Consider the following 20,108-nt stretch of genomic DNA (forward strand, 5'->3'; position numbering starts at 1 on the left):
TTAGATATATTTGTTCTTGTTTCAGGACAAACTTTTCAGATGGCCTGAGATTTCCAATACCTTGCCTTTTTTACCGCGTTTGCCGTCAATATCGGCAATACGCAGTTTTTCCTGATATTCTGCACCGCGTCGGCCGACCGATACAACGGTAAACTCAGGAGAGGTCGTCACCATAATGTGTTCCAAAGATGCACCGTCGGTCAGCGACATCAACTGCAAACCGCGCCCTTTGGGCATGACTTTGAGTTCGCCGATGGAAAACGCCAAGAGGCGGTGGTCGCTGCTTGCCAGTACGATTTTGCAGTCGGGGTTGATGAGCGAGGAAGCATAGACGGCAATCGGCGGCAGGACGGTTTCGCCACTGTCCACAGTCATCACCACTTTGCCCGCTTTCACGCGCCCGACCATGTCGCCCAGCTTGGCAATGAAGCCGTAACCGCCGCTGCCTGAGAGCAGGTAGTGCTGTTCGGGCTGGCCGGTGAGCATGGCGACGGGTTTCGCGCCGTTTTGCAGCTCGATTAACGATGAAACCGGCACGCCGTCGCCACGTCCGCCGGGGATTTCGGCGGCATCGAGCGTGTAGGTTCTGCCCAGTGAATCCAGGATGACGACAGGCAAAACGGTGCGGCCTTCGAGGGTTTGTTTGAGGCGGTCGCCTTCTTTGAACGCGGTCTGGCTCAAATCGAGGTTGTGTCCGGCACGGCTGCGTATCCAGCCTTTTTCCGACAGAATCAGCGTGATGGGTTCGTCGGCGGTGGTCTGTGTCAGCACCGCGCGTCCGGCTTCTTCCACCAGCGTGCGGCGCGGGTCGCCGAACTGCTTCATGTCCGCCTGCATCTCTTTGATAATCAGCTTGCGTTTTTCGTTTTCGTCACCCAAAAGGATATTCAGACGACCTTGCTCTTCGCGCAATTCGTTCAATTCTTTTTCGAGTTTGAAACCTTCCAAACGCGCCAACTGACGCAGGCGGATTTCCAAAATGTCTTCGGCTTGGATTTCGGTCAGCCCGAACGCCACCATCAGGTCAGTTTTCGGGTCGTCTGATTCGCGGATGACTTTAATCACTTCATCAATGTGCAGAAAAACTTTCAGACGGCCTTCAAGGATGTGCAGCCGTTTTTCCACTTGGTTCAAACGGAATTTCAGACGGCGTGTTACAGTAACGACGCGGAAATCCAGCCATTCCTGCAAAATCGTTTTCAGGTTTTTCTGCGCGGGACGGTTGTCCAGCCCCATCATCACCAAGTTCATGGACACATTGCCTTCCAGCGAAGTCTGCGCCATCAGCGTGTTGATGAAGGTATCGGTATCGATGCGGCTGGATTTCGGCTCGAACACCAGACGCACGGGATGTTCGCCGTCGGACTCGTCGCGCACGCGATCGATTAAATCCAGCATCAGCTTTTTGGTATTGAGCTGATCTTGGTTGAGCTGCTTTTTACCCGCTTTCGGTTTCGGGTTGGTCTGTTCTTCGATTTCGGCAAGGATTTTGGCGGAATTGGCGTTCGGTGGCAGTTCGGTCACAATCACGCGCCATTGTCCGCGCGCCAGTTTCTCGATTTCGTAACGCGCACGCACGCGCACGCTGCCCTTGCCGGTTTCGTAAATCCGGCGCAATTCGTCCGCCGGCGTAATGATTTGACCGCCGCCGGCAAAATCAGGCGCGGGAATATATTGCATCAGGTCGGCGGTTTCCAGCGTCGGTTTTTTCAACAGCGCAATCGCCGCCTGCGTGACTTCGTTCAAATTGTGCGACGGAATTTCGGTCGCCATGCCCACCGCGATGCCCGACGCGCCGTTGAGCAACACCATAGGCAGGCGGGCGGGCAGGTGCAGCGGTTCGTCAAACGCGCCGTCGTAGTTCGGCACGAAATCCACCGTCCCCTGATTGATTTCGGACAACAGTAATTCCGCAATCGGCGTCAGCCGCGCTTCGGTGTAACGCATCGCCGCCGCCCCGTCGCCGTCGCGCGAACCGAAGTTGCCGATGCCGTCGATTAAGGGATAGCGCAAGGTAAAATCCTGCGCCATGCGGACCATTGCCTCATAGGCGGAACTGTCGCCGTGCGGGTGGTATTTACCCAAAATCTCGCCGACCACGCGCGCCGATTTCACCGGCTTCGCCCCCGCCGTCAAACCCATATCGCGCATGGCAAACAAAATGCGCCGCTGCACGGGCTTCTGGCCGTCTGAAACTTCAGGCAGCGCGCGGCCTTTGACCACGCTCATGGCGTATTCGAGATAGGCGCGTTCGGCGTACTGACCTAACAGCAGGTAGTCTTCGCCGATAGGAGATGGGCTTGGAGCGGAAATGTGTTCTGTCATCAGGATGGTAAAACGAAATAAATTAAAGAAGGATATTGTAAAGCAAAATCGGTAGTCATAGCCAATTTGAGTGATGAACGGTAGTGCAGCGACAATAAGGCTTACCGAATCAGGTCAGCAAATGGAATCCGTTTCGACAAAAAAGGCCGTCTGAAACCATTTCATGTTTCAGACGGCCTTTTCATTTTGGTTTTAAATCAAAACTTCGTTATTCTGTAGTAGCCGGTTTAGCCGCAGTTTTAATGGTTAAGGTCAACGCGGCGGCAATGGCGAGGAAAACACCGGCAAACGTCATCGCGTTGGCAGGGTTTGAACCCAAGAAGGTTTTGTACACCCAGCCGAAAGATACGGTTTCAATCAGCATTGGAATCACAATCATCATGTTCACAATACCCATGTACACGCCGTAACGTTCTTTCGGAATAGAACCGACCACAATCATAAACGGCACGCCCATCATACTTGCCCAACCGACACCGAAACCAATCATCGGGGCAAACATCAGGTATTTGTTGCCGATGTGCGGAATGGTGAGCAAGGCCAGCGCGGCAAGGGTTACGGCAAAGGCGTGAACATATTTGGCGGCATATTTGCGCGCCATCCACATCAGGCCGAAGGCGGAGATAAAGGTTACAACGTTGTAGAAACCGTTTACCAAACCGGTCCATGCAACCGCTTGACTATACGCTTCGGTATTTTCAACAGTCGAATCCCAAACGGATTGGACGATACTGTGGGAAATATATTGCCAGTAGATAAAGAGTGCGTACCATTGGAAGAGATACACCAAAGCCAGTTGCCACAGGGCAGTCGGCATTTCGCATACAGCAACGATAATATCTTTAACAGCATGAGCCGGACCACTTGGTTACGCCTTAATAGCCGCCATTTCCGCAGGACTAGGCTCGCGTTCGGATGTCGATAAAACAGTAACCAAAACCGAACCGATAGAGCAAACCGCACCAATATAGAATGAGCCGAATACCCAATAAGGAATACCCACTTCAGAAGTTTGGTTCAACCAACCAACTTGTTTAAGGAGATAAAGAGAAATGTTAGCAAGGGTAATACCCAAACCGGTAAACACAGACTGCATCAAGAAACCGGTAGATTGCTGATGTTCGGGCACAGTATCGGCAATAAAGGCACGGAAAGGTTCCATTGCAGTGTTGTTACTGATGTCCAAGAGCCACAGCAGCAATACGGCCACCCACAATGCGGTAACGTGCGGATAAATAAAGAGACAGAGGCTGCAGCCGATGGCGCCAATCAAGAAATACGGGCGACGGCGACCCAATCCCGGCACCCAAGTGCGGTCACTCATCGCACCAATCATCGGCTGCACCAGCAAACCGGTAATCGGGCCTGCCATATTCAAAATTGGCAACTGGCTCGGATCGGCATGAAGAAAGCTGAAAATCGGATTAATCGCAGTTTGCTGCAACCCGAAGCTATATTGAATACCGAAGAAACCGAAGTTCATCAGCATAATCTGGCGAAATGTCATCGCCACTTGTGGGGAGATTTTCATAGGAAGGCTACTCCTGGGTAATAAACTATGGAAACAACAAACTCCAATTTCAGCAGTATGACGCTTTTATTATATTTGGGCTGCCCTTTTTACTAAGGCAACTCCGTTTTCAGACGGCCTTTATTTTGACCGTTTGCATGATTCTTATTTTGATGTGTGTTTGTATTGTTTAAAGTTTATTTTCAGGCCGTCTGAAACTATTTATTAATCACAGACTGACGCCAGATGGTTTCCCCAACGACCTTGACTGGCCGAACCGAGCCGGTCGGGTGTTCAATGTGTTGAAACAGCAAATCCGCCGCCATCGCGCCCATGCGCAAATAGGGCAACTCTGTACTGGTCAACGGCGGAAACAGCGTCTCCGCAATCGCACTGTGGTTATCATAGCCAGCAACCGAAACTTGCTCGGGAACCTGCACGCCGCGCGTCCTCAAAATCCCGTACACGCGCACCGCCATTTCATCGTTGCCGCAGCAAATTACCATCGGCGGAAGCGGCAAAGACAGCAGCTTCAAAATAGCCGAAATCAAAGACCCGCTGTCGTTGCTGAAGTCAGGATAGCCAGTTTGCACCAAATCAGGATCGAAGACGATATCCGAATCAGCCAAAGCACGGCGGTATCCGGCCAATCTCAATCTCGTCGCTTCCACACCCGGCTGCAAAGTCACATAAGCAATCCGTTTGTGTCCGCTTTGGATAATCCGGCGCACCAAGCCATACTGCCTTGCTTCATCATCCGGCAAAACCGCCGGCGTACCCACTGAATCAAAACAGTTGACCAACACCATCGGACAACGGTTGGGCACTTCCGGCAGCAATACTTCCTGATGGAAACCTGCCACATATAAAATCCCCTCGGCCCGATGCTCCATAAAGGTACGGATCAGCGGCTCCATCTGACCGGGCTGACCCGGCTTATTATCGATGTCGGCAATCATCAAAATCTTGCCTTGTGCGCGAATCTGCTGCTGAATGCCCTTAATCAAGAACATATCCGGTATGCCGTGCCCGCCCGTATTCTCGCCTGTCCGCGAAATGGCGCCGATAATCAGGCCGACCAATCCGGAACGGTGTGACCGCATAATCCGCGCCGCAGAAGACGGGATATAGCCCAAAGCAGCAATCGCTGTTTCTACTTTGGAACGGGTTTTCTCACTGACCGGCGCATCGCTGTTAATCACCCGACTGACCGTCTTGGGAGATACCCCGGCATAAGCAGCGACATCATAAATTGTAGCCATCTTACGGACCCGCCCCGACAAGATTTCAATAATGTTACATAGGATAACACAGCAGACATCGGTGTCATACCCCCTTTTTTACAGAAACTTGATGATAATCAACCGTTTATATTGAATTTTGCATACATTTCTTAAACAAAACCGCCCCTACCACCTCCCAAAAGTTGTCCAAATTTGTTAAACTACAAACAACTACAAAAAGCAGAAAATAGATACCCTGCTTGTTTACCGTTACATACTAAGGAAACGAGATGTCCGCATACTCAGACGCATGGCAGGCCTTGGAAGCCCATCATGCCGATACTCAACACGTTACCCTGCGCGAACGCTTCGCCGCAGATGCCGAACGTTTCAACAATATGCACGAAATTCTGCACGGTTTGTTATTTGATTACAGCAAAAACCGTCTAGATGAAAACACCCTAGATTTATTGTGCCAACTGGCCGAAGCAGCCGATTTGCCACAATATATGCAGGCCATGAGCAGCGGTGAAAAAATCAACACCAGCGAACACCGCGCCGTCCTCCACACTGCCCTGCGCCTGCCTGCCAATGCCAAACCTGTTTACGTTGACGGCGAAAACATCGTGCCCAATGTTCATCACGAACTCAACCGCGCACTCGAGTTCGCACGCCAACTTTTAGACGGTACGCACGCAGGCATTACCGGCAAGCCGATTACCGACTTGGTTCACATCGGTATCGGCGGCTCCGATTTAGGGCCGCGCATGGCCACACAGGCGCTGCAGCCTTATTGGCAAAACATCCGCGTCCACTTTGTCAGCAACTCCGATGATGCCGACCTGACCCAAACCCTTCTCGGCCTCAACCCCGAAACCACCGTATTCAGCATTGCCAGCAAATCGTTCCGCACACCGGAAACCCTGCTCAATGCCTATGCTGCGCGCACTTGGTATCGCGATGCAGGTTTACCTGATTCCGGCATCTACCGCCACTTCTGCGCCATTTCCGCCGATGTGGCCGCTGCCCAAAACTTCGGTATCTCCCCCGACAAAGTCTTTGCCATGTCCGACTGGGTCGGCGGCCGCTATTCCGTCTGGTCGCCTATCGGCCTGCCATTGATGGTTGCCGTCGGAGAAAAAGCGTTCCGCAAAATGCTGGCCGGCGCACACACGATGGATACCCATTTCTTCGAAACGCCATTCCGCCGCAACATTCCCGTCCTGATGGCGCTCATCAACGTTTGGTACAACAACTTCCAACATTCAGACGGCCAAACCGTTGTCCCATACAGCCACAACATGCGCCTCTTTACCCCGTGGCTCAACCAGCTCGATATGGAAAGCCTCGGCAAACAGCGTACTTCAGACGGCCAACCCGTTTCCTGCACCACTGGCGGCATTGTCTTCGGCGATGAAGGCGTCAACTGCCAACATGCCTACTTCCAGCTTCTGCACCAAGGCACGCGTCTGATTCCCGTCGACTTCATCGTCCCCATGACCACAGTCTACGGCAACCACCGCCAACACCGCTTTACCGTTGCCAATGCCTTCGCCCAAGCCGAAGCGCTGATGAAAGGCAAAACCTTAGACGAAGTGCAAATCGAATTGGCTGCCCTGCCCCAAGACGAACGCGACCGCCTTGCGCCGCAGAAAGAGTTCCCCGGCAACCGTCCGAGCAACAGCCTGCTTATCGACAGCCTGACACCTTTCAACCTCGGCATGCTGATGGCGGCTTACGAACACCGCACCTTCGTACAGGGTGTGATTTGGCGTATCAACCCCTTCGACCAATGGGGCGTGGAATACGGCAAAGAGCTGGCCAAAACCATCGAACCCGAACTCGAACGCGGCACGCCGGCACATGACAGCTCCACCAACGGTCTGATCGCCTTCTACCGCAACTGCAACGCAAGATCGAAGGCCGTCTGAAAATAAAATGTCCGTAAGACTAGCATATCTACCTATCTTACGGACATTTCAAAACCTAATCGGCGGTAAGAATGAACCGTTAAAGCACCGCACTTTTAGACAAAAGTAGCTAGATTTTGATATAAAAAAAGGCTAAATCGATAATGACTTAGCCTTTTTCATCAGACTTGATTAGTTGTTTGTTGTTAATGCGCCTAAATCTTTATCAACTAAGAACAAACCTTTACCATCTTCACCAAGAAGATTTAATTTATCCAAAATTCCACTGAATAATTTTTCTTCTTCATGTTGTTCAGCCACATACCATTGTAAGAAGTTAAAGGCAGAGTAGTCTTTCTCTTCAAAAGTTCTACCAACTAATTCATTGATTTTAGAGGTAATTAACTTTTCATGTTCATAAGTTAATTCAAGTACTTGTTTCAATGATGAAAATTGATGAGGTGGTTCATCAATTTGTGTGATGATAGCCAATGCGCCGGTCTCATTTAAATAAGTGAAGAGTTTACGCATATGCTGCATTTCCTCAGCCGCATGCTCTGATAAAAATTTTGCAGCTCCTTCGAAACCTTGTTGTTCGCACCAGGCGCTCATTTGTAAATATAAGTTAGAAGAATAAAACTCTAAATTCATTTGATCATTTAATAGTTTAATCACGCTATTTGATAACATTTTATTTCTCCTATTCTTATAAAGTTTTTAATTCACGATCAATGTAGTAGAGCGCTGTACCACTTTCACCAAGAAGTTTGAATTTATCAACAATACTGTTAAATAATTTTTCTTCTTCATGCTGTTCAGCTACATACCATTGTAAGAAGTTAAAAGTAGAGTAATCCTTTTCTGCAAAAGTACTCTCAACTAACTCATTAATTTTAGATGTCACTAGTTTTTCGTGTTCAAGTGTTGTTTCAAAAACTTCTTTTAATGAAGCGTAATCGTGTTTAGGGGCGTCAATTTTACCTAACAAAGGCATTCCACTGGTTTCGCTCACATAAGTAAACAACTTTTGCATATGTTCCAATTCTTCATCGGCATGACGAAGTAAAAATGCCGCAGCGCCTTCATAACCATGTTTATGGCACCATGCACTCATTTGCAAATAGACATTTGATGAATACAACTCGAGATTAATTTGTTCGTTTAATTTTGCTGTAATTGACTTACTTAGCATAACTAACTCCTTTTCTTAATGCGGTTATATAGATGTATCACAATACAAAATTTGTATTTGCGGATGAATTTTACTCATTTTATTGAGAATAGTCAATTTTATTTTATCAATTTTTATTGTAACACATTAATTTAAAAGGATTTTATAAATAAATCATTCTCATTTGGTTCCATTTAATGAAATGAGTTATCAATATCGCCTTTGCCTAAATTCTCTAGAGAAATGATGAGGTGTTGGAAGGAGAATCGTAGATTTCCAAAGTTTTTTGCTCTCACTTATCAACTCCAAAATACTGGATAAATAGAAAACATGAAAATTCAATGTTTTTTATAGAATTACGCATCAAAGCGATATAGTTTCAAAGTAGGTTATCCTTAATATTTGAATGTGACAATTACCATTTATTATTTAACATAATATACATATTGTTGAAAAATCTACTGGTTAACTTCAATCAGGGAAAGCATGAAGAAGTTAGGAAGTTGGTTGGAAAGTTGATTAGGGTAGATTTTATTCAAATGAAAGACTAGGCTATGAAATCAAAATTTGTGTATAAGTTACTGGTAATTTCAAAGTACCTGTATATTTTAATTTGTATATCAATACCAATCGTTTTTATTTATGAAAGCTACCAAGGAGATAATGTTGATTTTATGATTTATATTCATGCTTTTATTATTTTTTCCATATTGGGTGTATTGACTCAATATTCTACATCTAATTTTTTTGAAAAGGAAAAATAACATGATTGAACTATCCATTGAGGATCTGGAACTAATTTATGGAGGAGGCTTAGGAGAGAGAATCCTTCAAGGAGGAGCAAATGGTGCATAAATAGGAGGATCAATTGGTGCAGGTATTGGTCTGGGTGTCGGTATAGCTTTTGGCAGTATTCCTGCCGGACCAGCTATTATGGTCGGTGGCACAATTGGTGCTGCTGTTGGTGCTGCAACTGGTATGGGTGTTGCAGCATATGAGTATTACCAAGAAACTCAGCCTAAAGGGACAGTAACGGTCGGTCCGATTTCTGCTTTTGCTGTGGGCAAATCAGGAAACGGCTACACTGACGGCACAAATTACCACTGATATTTCTCATCGTTCAAACGATCTCTAGGGGTCGTCTGTAACTTTCTTAACTTCAATTTTATGAATACACCCAAGCAACCCTTCTTCCGTCCTGAAGTCTCCGTTGCCCGCCAAACCAGTTGTTCCAACAAAAGGCCGTCTGAAACTTAATTTGTCAAAGTTTCAGACGGCCTTTATTCAACAAAGATAGCAGAAGTTAATTCGCCATATCCCCCATCTTTGCTACAATATCCCTTTTCTTTTTTATTGATTCCACTATGACAACCGCACCCCAAACCAGCACTTGGCGCAAGATTTTCTCGCGCAGTATGCTGATTTGTATCTTTACAGGCTTCACTTCGGGGTTGCCGCTTTATTTTCTGATCAACCTGATTCCAGCATGGTTGCGCAGCGAATATGTCGATTTGAAAACCATCGGCCTGATGGCACTTATCGGGCTGCCTTTCACTTGGAAATTTATCTGGTCTCCCGTCATTGATTTGGTCAGATTACCTTTTTTAGGACGGCGGCGCGGTTGGATGCTGGTTACGCAAATTGGTTTGCTGCTGACCTTGCTCATTTACGCCTTCCTAAATCCTGCTCAGCATTTATATGTAATTATGGGCTTATCGTTGGTGGTCGCCTTTTTCTCTGCCAGCCAAGATATTGTATTGGATGCATTTCGACGCGAAATTTTGTCAGATGAAGAATTAGGCTTAGGCAACTCTATCCACGTCAATGCCTACCGTATCGCCGCTTTGGTACCCGGCTCGCTCAGCTTGATTCTGGCCGACTTAATGCCTTGGCACAACGTATTCATCATCACGGCGCTATTTATGTTGCCGGGTCTGCTGATGACCCTGTTTTTAGCCAAAGAGCCTGATATTCCCCCAACTGTGCCTCGTACATTTGCCCAAACAGTCTCTGACCCTTTCAGTGAGTTCTTCTCACGCAAAGGAATCAAACAGGCCATATTGGTATTGCTGTTTATCTTTCTCTACAAACTGGGCGACAGTATGGCAACGTCTCTGGCAACGCCGTTTTATCTGGACATGGGCTTCAGCAAAACCGACATCGGCCTCATTGCCAAAAATGCCGGTTTATGGCCTGCTGTCATTGCCGGTATTGTAGGCGGTATTTGGATGATAAAGCTCGGCATCAATAGAGCTTTGTGGATTTTCGGCGTGGCGCAATGGGTAACGATTCTAGGCTTTGCTTGGCTGGCAAATTTTGGCAAATTCGAAACCATCACACTAACAGAACAAATGATGCTTGCAGCTGTAATTGGTGCAGAAGCAGCTGGCGTAGGTCTGGGTACAGCAGCATTTGTTGCCTATATGGCTCGTGAAACCAATCCAGTATTTACGGCCACACAATTAGCCCTCTTTACCAGCCTGTCAGCCGTTCCCCGTACATTTATCAATGCTTCGGCAGGTTATCTGATTGAAGCGATGGGTTACTTTAATTTTTACTGGCTGTGTTTTGCTTTGGGCATACCGGGCATGTTGCTGCTGTTTAAAGTGGCACCGTGGAATGGCGAAAAAATGAGTAACTAGATTGCCAGTCTAAAACTTCTAGTAAAACAAAAGGCCGTCTGAATGTTCAGACGGCCTTTATCATACAAAAGCTTTATTCGGCAGCAGGTTTGACAGTACTGCGGACATCACCGCTTTTTTCTTTATGTTTCAAAACAGCGCGGTCGAGCTTGTCCATCAAAACATCAATCGCAGCGTACATATCCTGTTCAATCGCTTCAACGTGCAAATCTTTGCCTGCCAGATGCGCATCGGCTTCAGCTTTTTGATTGACTTTTTCCACCGAGAGCGTAATGGTCACAGAGATGATGTTGTCGGCGTGGCGATTGATTCGTGCCAACTTGTCGGAAACATAGTTTTTGATGGCTTCGGTAACATCAAAATTCAGACCGGTGATTTTCAGATTCATGATACAGCTCCTTCGGTTGATTAGTCCGTCAAAACGGATCGGAATATATCTACTCGGTAAATTTTCGCTTGTGTGCCGGTGGGATGTCTAATGATTCTCTATATTTTGCAACTGTACGTCTGGCGATTTCAATGCCGCGTTGTTTTAATAATTTGACGAGGGTCTCGTCCGAATAGGGTTTGCTGCTGTCTTCGCTTTCAATCAGCTGGCTTAATACGGCTTTGATTGCGCCTTGGCTGAACCCTTCGCCGTCATCGTCGGCATTGACTGCCTGTGTGAAGAAATAGCGTAACGCAAACAGGCCGCGCGGGCAAGACAAATATTTCTGATTGGCGGCGCGCGAGATGGTACTTTCCGCCAGACCCAATTCGGCGGCGGCATCTTTCATCAGCATTGGCGACAGGCCGATTTCTCCGAAGATGAAAAAATCTTCCTGATTTTTGACGATATACTCAGCAAGGCGGAGGACCGTGCTTTTACGCAGCTCCAAAGAATCAATACGCTGCTTGGCTTCGTTGATTTTTTCCTTCCACCCCAGTGCGCCCTCTTCCGCTGATTTCATCAGGTCGCAATACTCCTGATTGAGCTGCAGCTTCGGCCAAGCCGCCTCGTTGCTGATGACTTCCCAGCCATCCTTGCCCTCTTTGACCCAAACGTCAGGCTGAATATAAGGCGTGGGCGTGGCAGAGGCGAAACCGTAGGCCGGATAGGGATTGAGCTCGGCAATCATATCGAGCGCGGCTTCTATGGTTTCACTGTCGGTATCGGGATAGAGTTTGCGGAAACGCAGAACATTTTGTTTGCGGTTTTTGCCTAAGTCTTGAAGCGAACTTTGCACCAAATGCGCGGCCATTTGTCGGGCAGGAGAAGCCGGCAAACGCATTAACTGCAGCATGAGCGACTCGGTCAAATCCGCCGCCGCCACGCCGGGCGGATCAAAGGTTTGCAATATATCCAGTGCATTTTGCAGGGCTTCTTCGTCCAGCATCCATTCTAACGGCGTGTGGTCGATGATTTCTTCAAGGCTGTCGGTGAGGTAGCCTTGTTCGCCCAAAAAATCAATCAAGACATGAACATAGGCCGCTTCCACTTGCGAGAGCGGATGCTCGCACACTTGGGCATGCAGATAGTGTTTGAAATCCTCTTCTTCGGCGATGTTGCTCCAAATATCTTCGGCATCATCGCCGCTCAACTGCTGACCTGCGCGCGGCATGGTGACGGTACGGTTGAGTCCGCTATCGGCAAACTCATCGGTTTCCGGACGCTCAAGCAGAGGATTGTCTAATAACCAGTCTTCCACTTCGCGCTCAAGCTCAAGACCCGACATCTGCAAGATGCGCAAAGACTGCTGCAGCCGCTGGTTGAGCTGCTGGGTCTGTTTGAGTTTAAGGACGAGTGAAGACATAGTGTTTTTTCAAAGTGTATGGATAGTTTTTCAGACGGCCTTCGTACGGAGAGCCGTCTGAAAAACTAGGTTATCGGTATTATATTTGTATTTTTAGTAATTATTTCAATATTTAGAGCCACCCTCAATTAAAATGAGAGCCTCGTGTGAAACCGGTTTTACGATTACCGCCAAATATGCATTCAATATTTGAAATTTTCACCCAAGTAAACCGAACGGACTTGTTCATTGTTGACCAAATCATCCGGCTTGCCTGAAGCCAATACCGTACCGTCGCTGATGATATAGGCACGGTCGCAGATGCTGAGGGTTTCGCGCACGTTGTGGTCAGTAATCAATACGCCGATACCGCGTGATTTGAGGAACTCGATAATTTTCTGAATATCGATGACGGCAATCGGGTCAACGCCGGCAAAAGGTTCGTCCAGCAAAATGAAACGCGGCTGCATGGCCAACACGCGCGCGATTTCGACACGGCGGCGTTCGCCACCGGACAAGGACGGCGCAGGGTTGTTGCGCAGGCGCTCGATGTTCAAATCGGCCAACAGTTTTTCAAGTTCGGCATCGATACGGCTTTTGTCCTTCATGCTGATTTCCAAAATGGCGCGGATATTTTGTTCCACGGTCATTTTGCGGAAAATCGAGGCTTCCTGCGGCAGATAGCCGACGCCGAGGCGGGCGCGCTCGTGAATGGGCAGGTGGCGCAACTCTTGGCCGTCCAGCATCACGCTGCCTGCATCGGCGGCAATCAGGCCGACAATCATGTAAAAGCTGGTGGTCTTACCCGCGCCGTTGGGACCGAGCAGGCCGATGACTTCGCCGCTTTCGATTTCCAGGGAGAAGCTTTTGACGACTTGGCGTTTTTTGAAACTTTTTTGCAGGTTTTGAACCACAAGACGGCTGTTGTTTGCGCTCATATTCTGTTGACTTTCGATATTGACCTCAGGCCGTCTGAACCTTTTTCAGACGGCCTTGTTCGTGTGTTTTCTTATTTGTTTTTTTGCGGGCTGGACGGCTGGATGACAACGCTGACGCGGCCGGATTTGGCGGCGGATTTCACACCGGATTTGGCGCTGCCGTTGATGGTGTAAACCTCAGTTTTGGTGTTGTAAGTGATGACCGCACCTTCAGCCACATCGCCGCCGCGCTGTACTTTGGCATTGCCGGTCAGGGTAACCAGACTGGCTGCGGAAGAATACGTGACGGTATTGGCTTGGCCATTCACCACGCCTTTGCCGCCGTCCAACTCTTGGCTGAATTTGACGGGCGAGCCGGTGGCTTTCATCAACTGCTCGCTTTTGTCGTTGCGCGAAACGGTTACGCTGCCGGCACGGATATTGAGCGTGCCTTGTTTGATGATGACGTTGCCGGAAAAGGTGGTGCTTTGGTTGTTTTGATCAAGCGAGCCTTGGTCGGCTTCGATTTGAATCGGCTGCTTGCTGTCGCTTTGCAGGGCAAAGGCCGGGCTGGCGGCAAAAACGGCAACAAGGGCTAAGGTTTTACAAATTTTTTGTATCATAAATTGTGGCTTTCACTTTGGAAGGGAAATTCAGCAAACCGGTTTTGTGATCATAAGTCATGCCGTTTGCCTGACCGCCGGACTGTCCGTATTGGAAAGTAACGGGACTGTCGGTATAGGCGTATTGCGCCTCGGTATCGACATTCAAACGTTCGGTTTTGACAATGCCGGCCAAACGCTTGGCATCTGCCGCTTTGTTTAAGACGACATTTTGTTCAAAAACGACTTTTTTGTTTTGAATATTGTACGCAGCCTTGTCGCTGCCGACTTCGTACAACAGGTTGCCGTCGCGGTAAAACGAAAGATGCGGTTTGTCCAAATGCACATCCGCGCTATTCGGATATTGGACGGCATCGACCGCGCTCAGGTTTTCTTTCAGACGGCCTTCTTGGTCAAAACGTTTGCCGTTGATGCCTTTCATAGCATATTGCGGCTCATTCGGATTGAGGACGACTTCTTCGACTTGTACTTCGCTGATGCGGCCGAGCCACGCCGCCAGTGCGCCGAGTGAGACGGCCAACACCAGCGGAAAGGCGATTCCGTAACGCCATCTGATTTTCATCGTACATACTCTTTCAAAGCAGGTTCAAGCGTACCTTGCGCCTGCATAATCAAATCGCACACTTCACGCACCGCGCCTGCGCCGCCGGAACGCCGAGTTACATAATGGGCGTATTGCAAAGTAAACCAATGCGCTTCAGGGACGGTGACCGCCAATCCGCAACGCACCATCACAGGCAAATCGACAACATCGTCGCCGACAAAGGCGCACTCATGCTCCTCCACACCGGCCTGTTCGCGTAATTGGGCGTAGGCGGCACGTTTGTCGTGAATGCCTTTGAAGTAATAGTTGATGCCGAGCTGCTTCACGCGGATACCGACGGAAGGTGCATCGCGGCCGGTAATAATCGCCGTTTGCACGCCGCCGGCCTGAAGCATTTTCAAACCGTGTCCGTCCAAAGTGTGGAACGATTTGATTTCTTCGCCGTTGTCGCGAATAAAAATGCGGCCGTCGGTCAAAACGCCGTCCACATCCAGTATCAGCAGTTTGATACCTAAAGCGCGTTGTTGCAGGTCGGAAGAGAGGTTTTGCATAAGGTTTCCTTATTTCAGACGGCCTATTCTAGCATAAGGCCGTCTGAAAACGTTTTTGCCGTCGTTTCAGACAATTCGTGCCATCAATAAATCGTGCATGTTCAGCGCGCCAATCAGTACGCCGTTTTCTTCGACCACCAGCAAACCGTTCACATGGCCGCTTTGCATGGCTTTCAAAGCTTCGGTGGCGAGACGGTCGGCGGAGATGGTTTTTGGCGAAGCGTGCATGATGTCGTCCACTTTCAAACCGGCAAAGCTGTCGCGTTCTTGAAACAGACGGCGCAAGTCGCCATCGGTAAATACGCCTTTCAGACGGCCTTCGGCATCGGTTACCGCCAACATGCCCAAGCCTTTTTCACTCATGCGGACAATGGCTTCTTTCAACGGCGTGCCCAACAAAACGGCTGGCAGGGCTTCGTCTTTGTGCATGATATCCGCCACGCGCAGCAGCAGGCGTTTGCCCAAGCTGCCGGCCGGATGGCTTAAAGCAAAATCGTCCGGCGTAAACGCACGCGCCTGCAACAATACCACCGCCAGCGCATCGCCCAACGCCATCACGGCGGTCGTACTGGAAGTCGGTGCAAGGCCGAGCGGACAGGCCTCTTTGGAAACCGCCGCGGTAATATGGATATCGGCATGGCGCGCCATGGTCGAAGTCGGATGAGCAGTGATGCAAATGAGCGTGATGTTTTTGCGTTTCAACGCCGGAATAATCGCCGCAATTTCGTCGCTTTCGCCGGAATTGGAAATAGCAACCACGACATCGTTATCGACAATCATGCCCAAATCGCCGTGCGCCGCTTCGGCAGGATGGACGAAAAACGCAGGCGTGCCGGTGGAAGCCATGGTCGCCGCCATTTTGCGGCCGATGTGTCCGGACTTGCCCATACCGGCAATCACAACCCTGCCCTTGCAGTGCAACAACGCTTCCGCCGCACGGACAAAGTTGTCGTCCAAAGCCGCCGCAATTTCACGCAAACCTTCGGCTTCCGTATTCAATACATCACGCGCCCAGTCGAGATAAAGTGTGTTTTCCGCCATCAAAACTACCTTTCGTGCTTGAATTTAGGTTTGTTTTGCCCAAATTAATCGGCTGTAAACTGTTCAAATTCATCGAATCGGCGTAGCATTACCGCCACTTCACAAACAAACCTATTATGTAAAAGGAATCTGAGATGACTATTTTATCGGACGTTAAAGCATTAGGACAACAAATCTGGTTGGACAATCTCTCCCGTTCGCTGGTACAAAGCGGCGAATTGGCAGAAATGCTGAAACAAGGTGTGTGTGGCGTAACTTCCAATCCTGCCATTTTCCAAAAAGCCTTTGCCGGAGACGCGCTGTACGCCGATGAAGTAGCCGCGCTCAAACAACAAGACCTAACCCCGAAACAACGCTACGAAACCATGGCGGTTGCCGATGTGCAAGCCGCTTGCGACGTATGCCTTGCCGAACACGAATCCACCGGCGGCAAAACCGGCTTCGTCAGCCTCGAAGTTTCGCCTGAATTGTCCAAAGACGCACAAGGTACGGTTGAAGAAGCGCGCCGCCTGCACGCCGCCATCGGCCGCAAAAATGCCATGATTAAAGTACCGGCAACCGACGAAGGTATCGAAGCGCTTGAAACCCTCGTTTCAGACGGCATCAGCGTCAACCTGACCCTGCTCTTCTCCCGCGCCCAAACCCTTAAAGCCTATGCAGCCTACACACGCGGCATTGCCAAACGTTTGGAGGCGGGACATGACGTTTCCCATATCCAAGTTGTCGCCAGCTTCTTTATTTCCCGTGTCGATGCCGCATTAGACGCCACTCTGCCCGACTACCTCAAAGGCAAAGTCGCCATTGCGCTGGCCAAAGCCGCCTATCAAGATTGGGCGCAATACTTCAGCAGCAGCGAATTTGCCGCACTTGCCGAAAAAGGTGCCAACCGCGTCCAACTTTTGTGGGCATCTACTGGCGTGAAAAACCCTGCCTATCCTGATACGTTGTACGTTGACAGCCTGATTGGCGCCCATACCGTCAACACCGTTCCCGATGCCACACTCAAAGCCTTTATCGACCACGGCACCGCCAAAGCCACGTTGACCGAAGGCACGGACGAAGCCCAAGCGCAGCTTGCCGAAACCGCCCAACTCGGCATTGATGTTGAAACTTTGGCAACTCGTTTGCAAGAAGACGGTTTGAAACAATTTGAAGATGCTTTCGCCAAACTACTGGCTCCCTTGGCTTAAGCGAATTGAACGGACGGCCAAGAAACTTAAATCATTTTGAAAAGTCTCAGGCCGTCTGAAACCCAAATTCGGGCGTGTACGGCACGCCCTTTTCTATCACGATTTGAATAGCGTGCAGACACACTGCCCCTGCCCTACAAAACCACCCTGCCATGTATATAGGACGTTTCGCCCCCAGCCCTACCGGCCTGCTTCATATCGGCTCCCTACTGACCGCCGTCGCCTCCTATGCCGACGCGCGCGTTCATCAGGGCAAATGGCTGGTCCGCATTGAAGACCTTGACCCCCCGCGCGAAATGCCCGGCGCCGCTGCCGACATTTTGCGCACGCTCGAAGCTTTCGGTTTTGAGTGGGACGGCGAAGTCGCCTATCAAAGTCGCCGTTACGACCTATATCAAGACACCCTCGACCGTCTTAAAACAGCCGGGCTGGTGTATCCCTGCTATTGCAGCCGCAAAGACTGGCAGGCGGCGGCAACACATGGCGCAGACGGATTTGTATATAACGGCCGTTGCCGCAATCCTCAGCAAAGACCCGACACGCAAAACAAAACTCCGGCATGGCGCATTCAAGTTCCTGATCGCATGATCGGTTTTTCAGACGGCATTGTCGGACATTACGCACAAAATCTGGCACATGATATCGGCGATTTTGTCCTGCTTCGTGCCGACGGCTATTGGGCATATCAGCTTGCCGTGGTTGCCGACGATGCCGATCAAGGCATAACGCATATTGTCCGCGGTCAGGACTTGCTCGTTTCCACGCCGCGCCAAATCTATCTGCAACAATGCCTCGGCGTTCCCACACCGGCCTACGCCCACCTTCCCCTATTGACCAACAATCAAGGGCAAAAATGGTCGAAACAAACCCTTGCCCCGGCTTTGGATTTGAATCAAAAAGAACAACTCCTACGCCAAGTCCTAACCTACCTCAACCTACCCGATGCACCTACCGTGAACCGTCCGCAGGAATTGCTTGATTGGGCGGTAGTACACTGGCAAATGGACAAAATCCCAAAATCGTCCATTATCACAGACTGAATTAGCACGATTACAACAAAATTACTCTAGGTATTACAATATTTCATAAAGTTATGTAAGTAATCTTCCGGTTCATCCCAAACCATGCCCAAGAAGCGAAAAATCATGTATATTTTGAAAATTTCCTAAAATTGTCACAAACTGATAATTTCAAGGTTGTAACAACATACGGCTGACGCGTTATTGAGGATGACAAAACGCGGCAGATCTCCCACGATACAACAAAAAGAATACCGCTATGCCAAGTGCCATTATTGTAGAAGACGAAGTATTAGCAGCAGAACGCTTACGTGTATTATTGGAAGAGTGCAATGTCGTACTACTCAACGTCTTTCACCATGCCATGCCAGCATTGGAGTGGCTGAGCGTCCACGAAGTCGACATCGTCTTTGCCGACATCGGCATGCCGGAAATCGACGGTCTCGAGTTTGTCGAACGCATTAAGCGTACCGCCAAGCGCCAGCCGGAAATTGTATTCACCACAGCCTATGAAGAACACGCCCTGCGCGCGTTTGAGCTGGCTGCCGCAGACTATCTGCTCAAACCAATCAAAATGACCCGCCTGCAAACCGCGCTTGACCGCATCATCGAGAAAAAACGCGAAAAAGCAGACAGTTTCACCCATTTCAAAGTGTACAACCGCGAACGCATGGTTGAAATCCCATGGCAACAGGCGCGTTACCTGATGGCGGAACACAAAACCGTCTATCTGTTTACCGGCGACGGCCACAGCTACGAATTACCGAAAACATTGGTTTACTGGGAAGAATTGCTGGGCGATAAAGTCATCCGCATCCACCGCAATGCCCTCGTCTTCCGCCACACCCTCGACAGCCTGATTCGACTGGACGATGACGAAAACGACGAATACGCATCCACATGGGGTGCTAAAATTCTCGATATTCCAACTCCGTTGCCTGTCAGCCGCCGACAACTGTCCACCCTGAGGAAAATCATTAAAAACAGCATCTAACAATGCGCTCCTTGATTGGCTCTCTTTAAATCAAAGGCCGTCTGAAAAGATATTTTCAGACGGCCTGAGACCTTTGCAAAATTCCCCCCAATCCCCTAAATTCCCACCAAGACATTTAGGGGATTTTCCATGGGCACCTTCTTTCAATAAACCGCACAAGCCATGATTGCCAAACACATCGACCGTTTCCCACTATTGAAGTTGGATCAGGTGATTGATTGGCAACCGATCGAACAATACCTGAATCGTCAAAAAACCCGTTACCTTAGAGACCACCGCGGTCGTCCCACCTATCCCCTGTTGTCCATGTTCAAAGCCGTCCTGCTCGGACAATGGCACAGCCTCTCCGATCCCGAACTGGAACACAGCCTCATCACCCGCATCGATTTCAACCTGTTTTGCCGTTTTGACGAGTTGAGCATCCCCGATTACAGCACCTTATGCCGCTACCGCAACTGGCTGGCGCAAGACGACACCCTGTCCGAATTGCTAAAACTGATTAACTGCCAACTGACCGAAAAAGGCTTAAAAGTAGAGAAAGCATCCACCGCCGTCGTTGACGCCACCATTATTCAGACCGCCGGCAGCAAACAGCGTCAGGCCATAGAAGTCGATGAAGAAGGACAAGTCAGCGGACAAACCACACCGAGTAAAGATAAAGATGCCCGTTGGACAA

At 49.4% G+C, this 20,108-nt stretch carries 18 protein-coding genes and 1 pseudogene; 7 read left to right on the forward strand and 12 right to left on the reverse strand.

Translation table 11 applies throughout. The annotated features are described in order from the left end of the window. Nucleotides 1-21 precede the first annotated feature (21 nt). The 3 genes and pseudogenes from parC to O3660_RS08405 all read right to left on the reverse strand — a co-directional run bounded on the left by parC (nucleotide 22) and on the right by O3660_RS08405 (nucleotide 5,097). Nucleotides 22-2,325: a DNA topoisomerase IV subunit A gene (gene parC, locus O3660_RS08395; RefSeq protein ID WP_049351108.1), complete on the reverse strand. Its 2,304-nt coding sequence runs from the start codon at nucleotides 2,323-2,325 to the stop codon at nucleotides 22-24. 208 nt (nucleotides 2,326-2,533) lie between these two features. Further along, a pseudogene (locus O3660_RS08400) lies at nucleotides 2,534-3,856 on the reverse strand (MFS transporter). A 197-nt stretch (nucleotides 3,857-4,053) separates the two neighbouring features. Then, nucleotides 4,054-5,097 carry a LacI family DNA-binding transcriptional regulator gene (locus O3660_RS08405; protein WP_049351107.1) on the reverse strand — a complete coding sequence of 348 codons (1,044 nt, stop codon included), beginning with the start codon at nucleotides 5,095-5,097 and terminating at the stop codon, nucleotides 4,054-4,056. Nucleotides 5,098-5,348: 251 nt separating this feature from the next. On the opposite strand from O3660_RS08405, the gene pgi reads away from it, so the two are divergent. Continuing rightward, nucleotides 5,349-6,989: a glucose-6-phosphate isomerase gene (gene pgi / locus O3660_RS08410; protein ID WP_049351106.1), complete on the forward strand. Its 1,641-nt coding sequence runs from the start codon at nucleotides 5,349-5,351 to the stop codon at nucleotides 6,987-6,989. A 171-nt stretch (nucleotides 6,990-7,160) separates the two neighbouring features. Here pgi and ftnA (O3660_RS08415) read toward each other — a convergent pair whose 3' ends face one another. Both ftnA (O3660_RS08415) and ftnA (O3660_RS08420) read right to left on the reverse strand, forming a co-directional pair. Beyond that, on the reverse strand, nucleotides 7,161-7,658 hold the full coding sequence (gene ftnA, locus O3660_RS08415; protein ID WP_003686798.1) for a non-heme ferritin: 498 nt from the start codon (nucleotides 7,656-7,658) through the stop codon (nucleotides 7,161-7,163). A 16-nt stretch (nucleotides 7,659-7,674) separates the two neighbouring features. Then, nucleotides 7,675-8,160 (reverse strand): non-heme ferritin, encoded by a 486-nt coding sequence (gene ftnA / locus O3660_RS08420; RefSeq protein ID WP_003686837.1) that lies wholly within the window; start codon nucleotides 8,158-8,160, stop codon nucleotides 7,675-7,677. Nucleotides 8,161-9,072: 912 nt separating this feature from the next. Here ftnA (O3660_RS08420) and O3660_RS08425 point away from each other — a divergent pair. Then, a complete protein-coding gene (locus O3660_RS08425) occupies nucleotides 9,073-9,246 on the forward strand; it encodes a hypothetical protein (protein WP_318250504.1) in 174 nt (57 codons plus the stop codon). A 257-nt stretch (nucleotides 9,247-9,503) separates the two neighbouring features. Beyond that, nucleotides 9,504-10,781 (forward strand): AmpG family muropeptide MFS transporter, encoded by a 1,278-nt coding sequence (locus tag O3660_RS08430; protein ID WP_318250505.1) that lies wholly within the window; start codon nucleotides 9,504-9,506, stop codon nucleotides 10,779-10,781. Nucleotides 10,782-10,854: 73 nt separating this feature from the next. Here the strand turns inward: O3660_RS08430 and hpf are convergent, their stop codons facing one another. The 7 genes from hpf to O3660_RS08465 form a co-directional block, all read right to left on the reverse strand. Continuing rightward, nucleotides 10,855-11,169: a ribosome hibernation-promoting factor, HPF/YfiA family gene (gene hpf / locus O3660_RS08435; protein WP_003679851.1), complete on the reverse strand. Its 315-nt coding sequence runs from the start codon at nucleotides 11,167-11,169 to the stop codon at nucleotides 10,855-10,857. A gap of 49 nt (nucleotides 11,170-11,218) precedes the next feature. After that, the gene (gene rpoN, locus O3660_RS08440) at nucleotides 11,219-12,574 is read right to left on the reverse strand and encodes an RNA polymerase factor sigma-54 (protein WP_049328830.1); all 1,356 of its coding nucleotides are present in this window, start codon (nucleotides 12,572-12,574) and stop codon (nucleotides 11,219-11,221) included. A 182-nt stretch (nucleotides 12,575-12,756) separates the two neighbouring features. Then, nucleotides 12,757-13,491, reverse strand: a complete 735-nt coding sequence (gene lptB / locus O3660_RS08445; protein WP_003679854.1) for an LPS export ABC transporter ATP-binding protein — start codon at nucleotides 13,489-13,491, stop codon at nucleotides 12,757-12,759. Nucleotides 13,492-13,562: 71 nt separating this feature from the next. Next, nucleotides 13,563-14,093: a lipopolysaccharide transport periplasmic protein LptA gene (lptA, locus tag O3660_RS08450; protein ID WP_049351105.1), complete on the reverse strand. Its 531-nt coding sequence runs from the start codon at nucleotides 14,091-14,093 to the stop codon at nucleotides 13,563-13,565. Continuing rightward, on the reverse strand, nucleotides 14,074-14,655 hold the full coding sequence (lptC, locus tag O3660_RS08455) for an LPS export ABC transporter periplasmic protein LptC (RefSeq protein WP_049351104.1): 582 nt from the start codon (nucleotides 14,653-14,655) through the stop codon (nucleotides 14,074-14,076). Before lptC ends, lptA begins: the two co-directional genes overlap by 20 nt. After that, the gene (locus O3660_RS08460) at nucleotides 14,652-15,188 is read right to left on the reverse strand and encodes an HAD family hydrolase (RefSeq protein ID WP_049351103.1); all 537 of its coding nucleotides are present in this window, start codon (nucleotides 15,186-15,188) and stop codon (nucleotides 14,652-14,654) included. The genes lptC and O3660_RS08460 overlap by 4 nt, the downstream gene beginning before the upstream one ends. A gap of 66 nt (nucleotides 15,189-15,254) precedes the next feature. After that, nucleotides 15,255-16,229 carry an SIS domain-containing protein gene (locus O3660_RS08465; protein WP_049328826.1) on the reverse strand — a complete coding sequence of 325 codons (975 nt, stop codon included), beginning with the start codon at nucleotides 16,227-16,229 and terminating at the stop codon, nucleotides 15,255-15,257. A 134-nt stretch (nucleotides 16,230-16,363) separates the two neighbouring features. Here O3660_RS08465 and tal point away from each other — a divergent pair, with 134 nt between their 5' ends. The 4 genes from tal to O3660_RS08485 form a co-directional block, all read left to right on the forward strand. Then, a complete protein-coding gene (gene tal, locus O3660_RS08470; RefSeq protein ID WP_308905176.1) occupies nucleotides 16,364-17,419 on the forward strand; it encodes a transaldolase in 1,056 nt (351 codons plus the stop codon). A gap of 152 nt (nucleotides 17,420-17,571) precedes the next feature. Further along, entirely contained in the window at nucleotides 17,572-18,459 is an 888-nt protein-coding gene (gene gluQRS, locus O3660_RS08475; protein ID WP_049351101.1) for a tRNA glutamyl-Q(34) synthetase GluQRS, read from the forward strand. Nucleotides 18,460-18,697: 238 nt separating this feature from the next. Beyond that, complete coding sequence (locus tag O3660_RS08480; RefSeq protein WP_049351100.1) at nucleotides 18,698-19,432, forward strand: LytTR family DNA-binding domain-containing protein; 735 nt, start codon at nucleotides 18,698-18,700, stop codon at nucleotides 19,430-19,432. 162 nt (nucleotides 19,433-19,594) lie between these two features. Continuing rightward, nucleotides 19,595-20,108: transposase (locus tag O3660_RS08485; RefSeq protein WP_371464835.1), on the forward strand; the 514-nt coding region annotated here is incomplete at its 3' end.

It is taken from the genome of Neisseria sp. 27098_8_139 (genome assembly GCF_041433195.1).
In the GTDB taxonomy this organism is placed as follows: domain Bacteria; phylum Pseudomonadota; class Gammaproteobacteria; order Burkholderiales; family Neisseriaceae; genus Neisseria; species Neisseria subflava.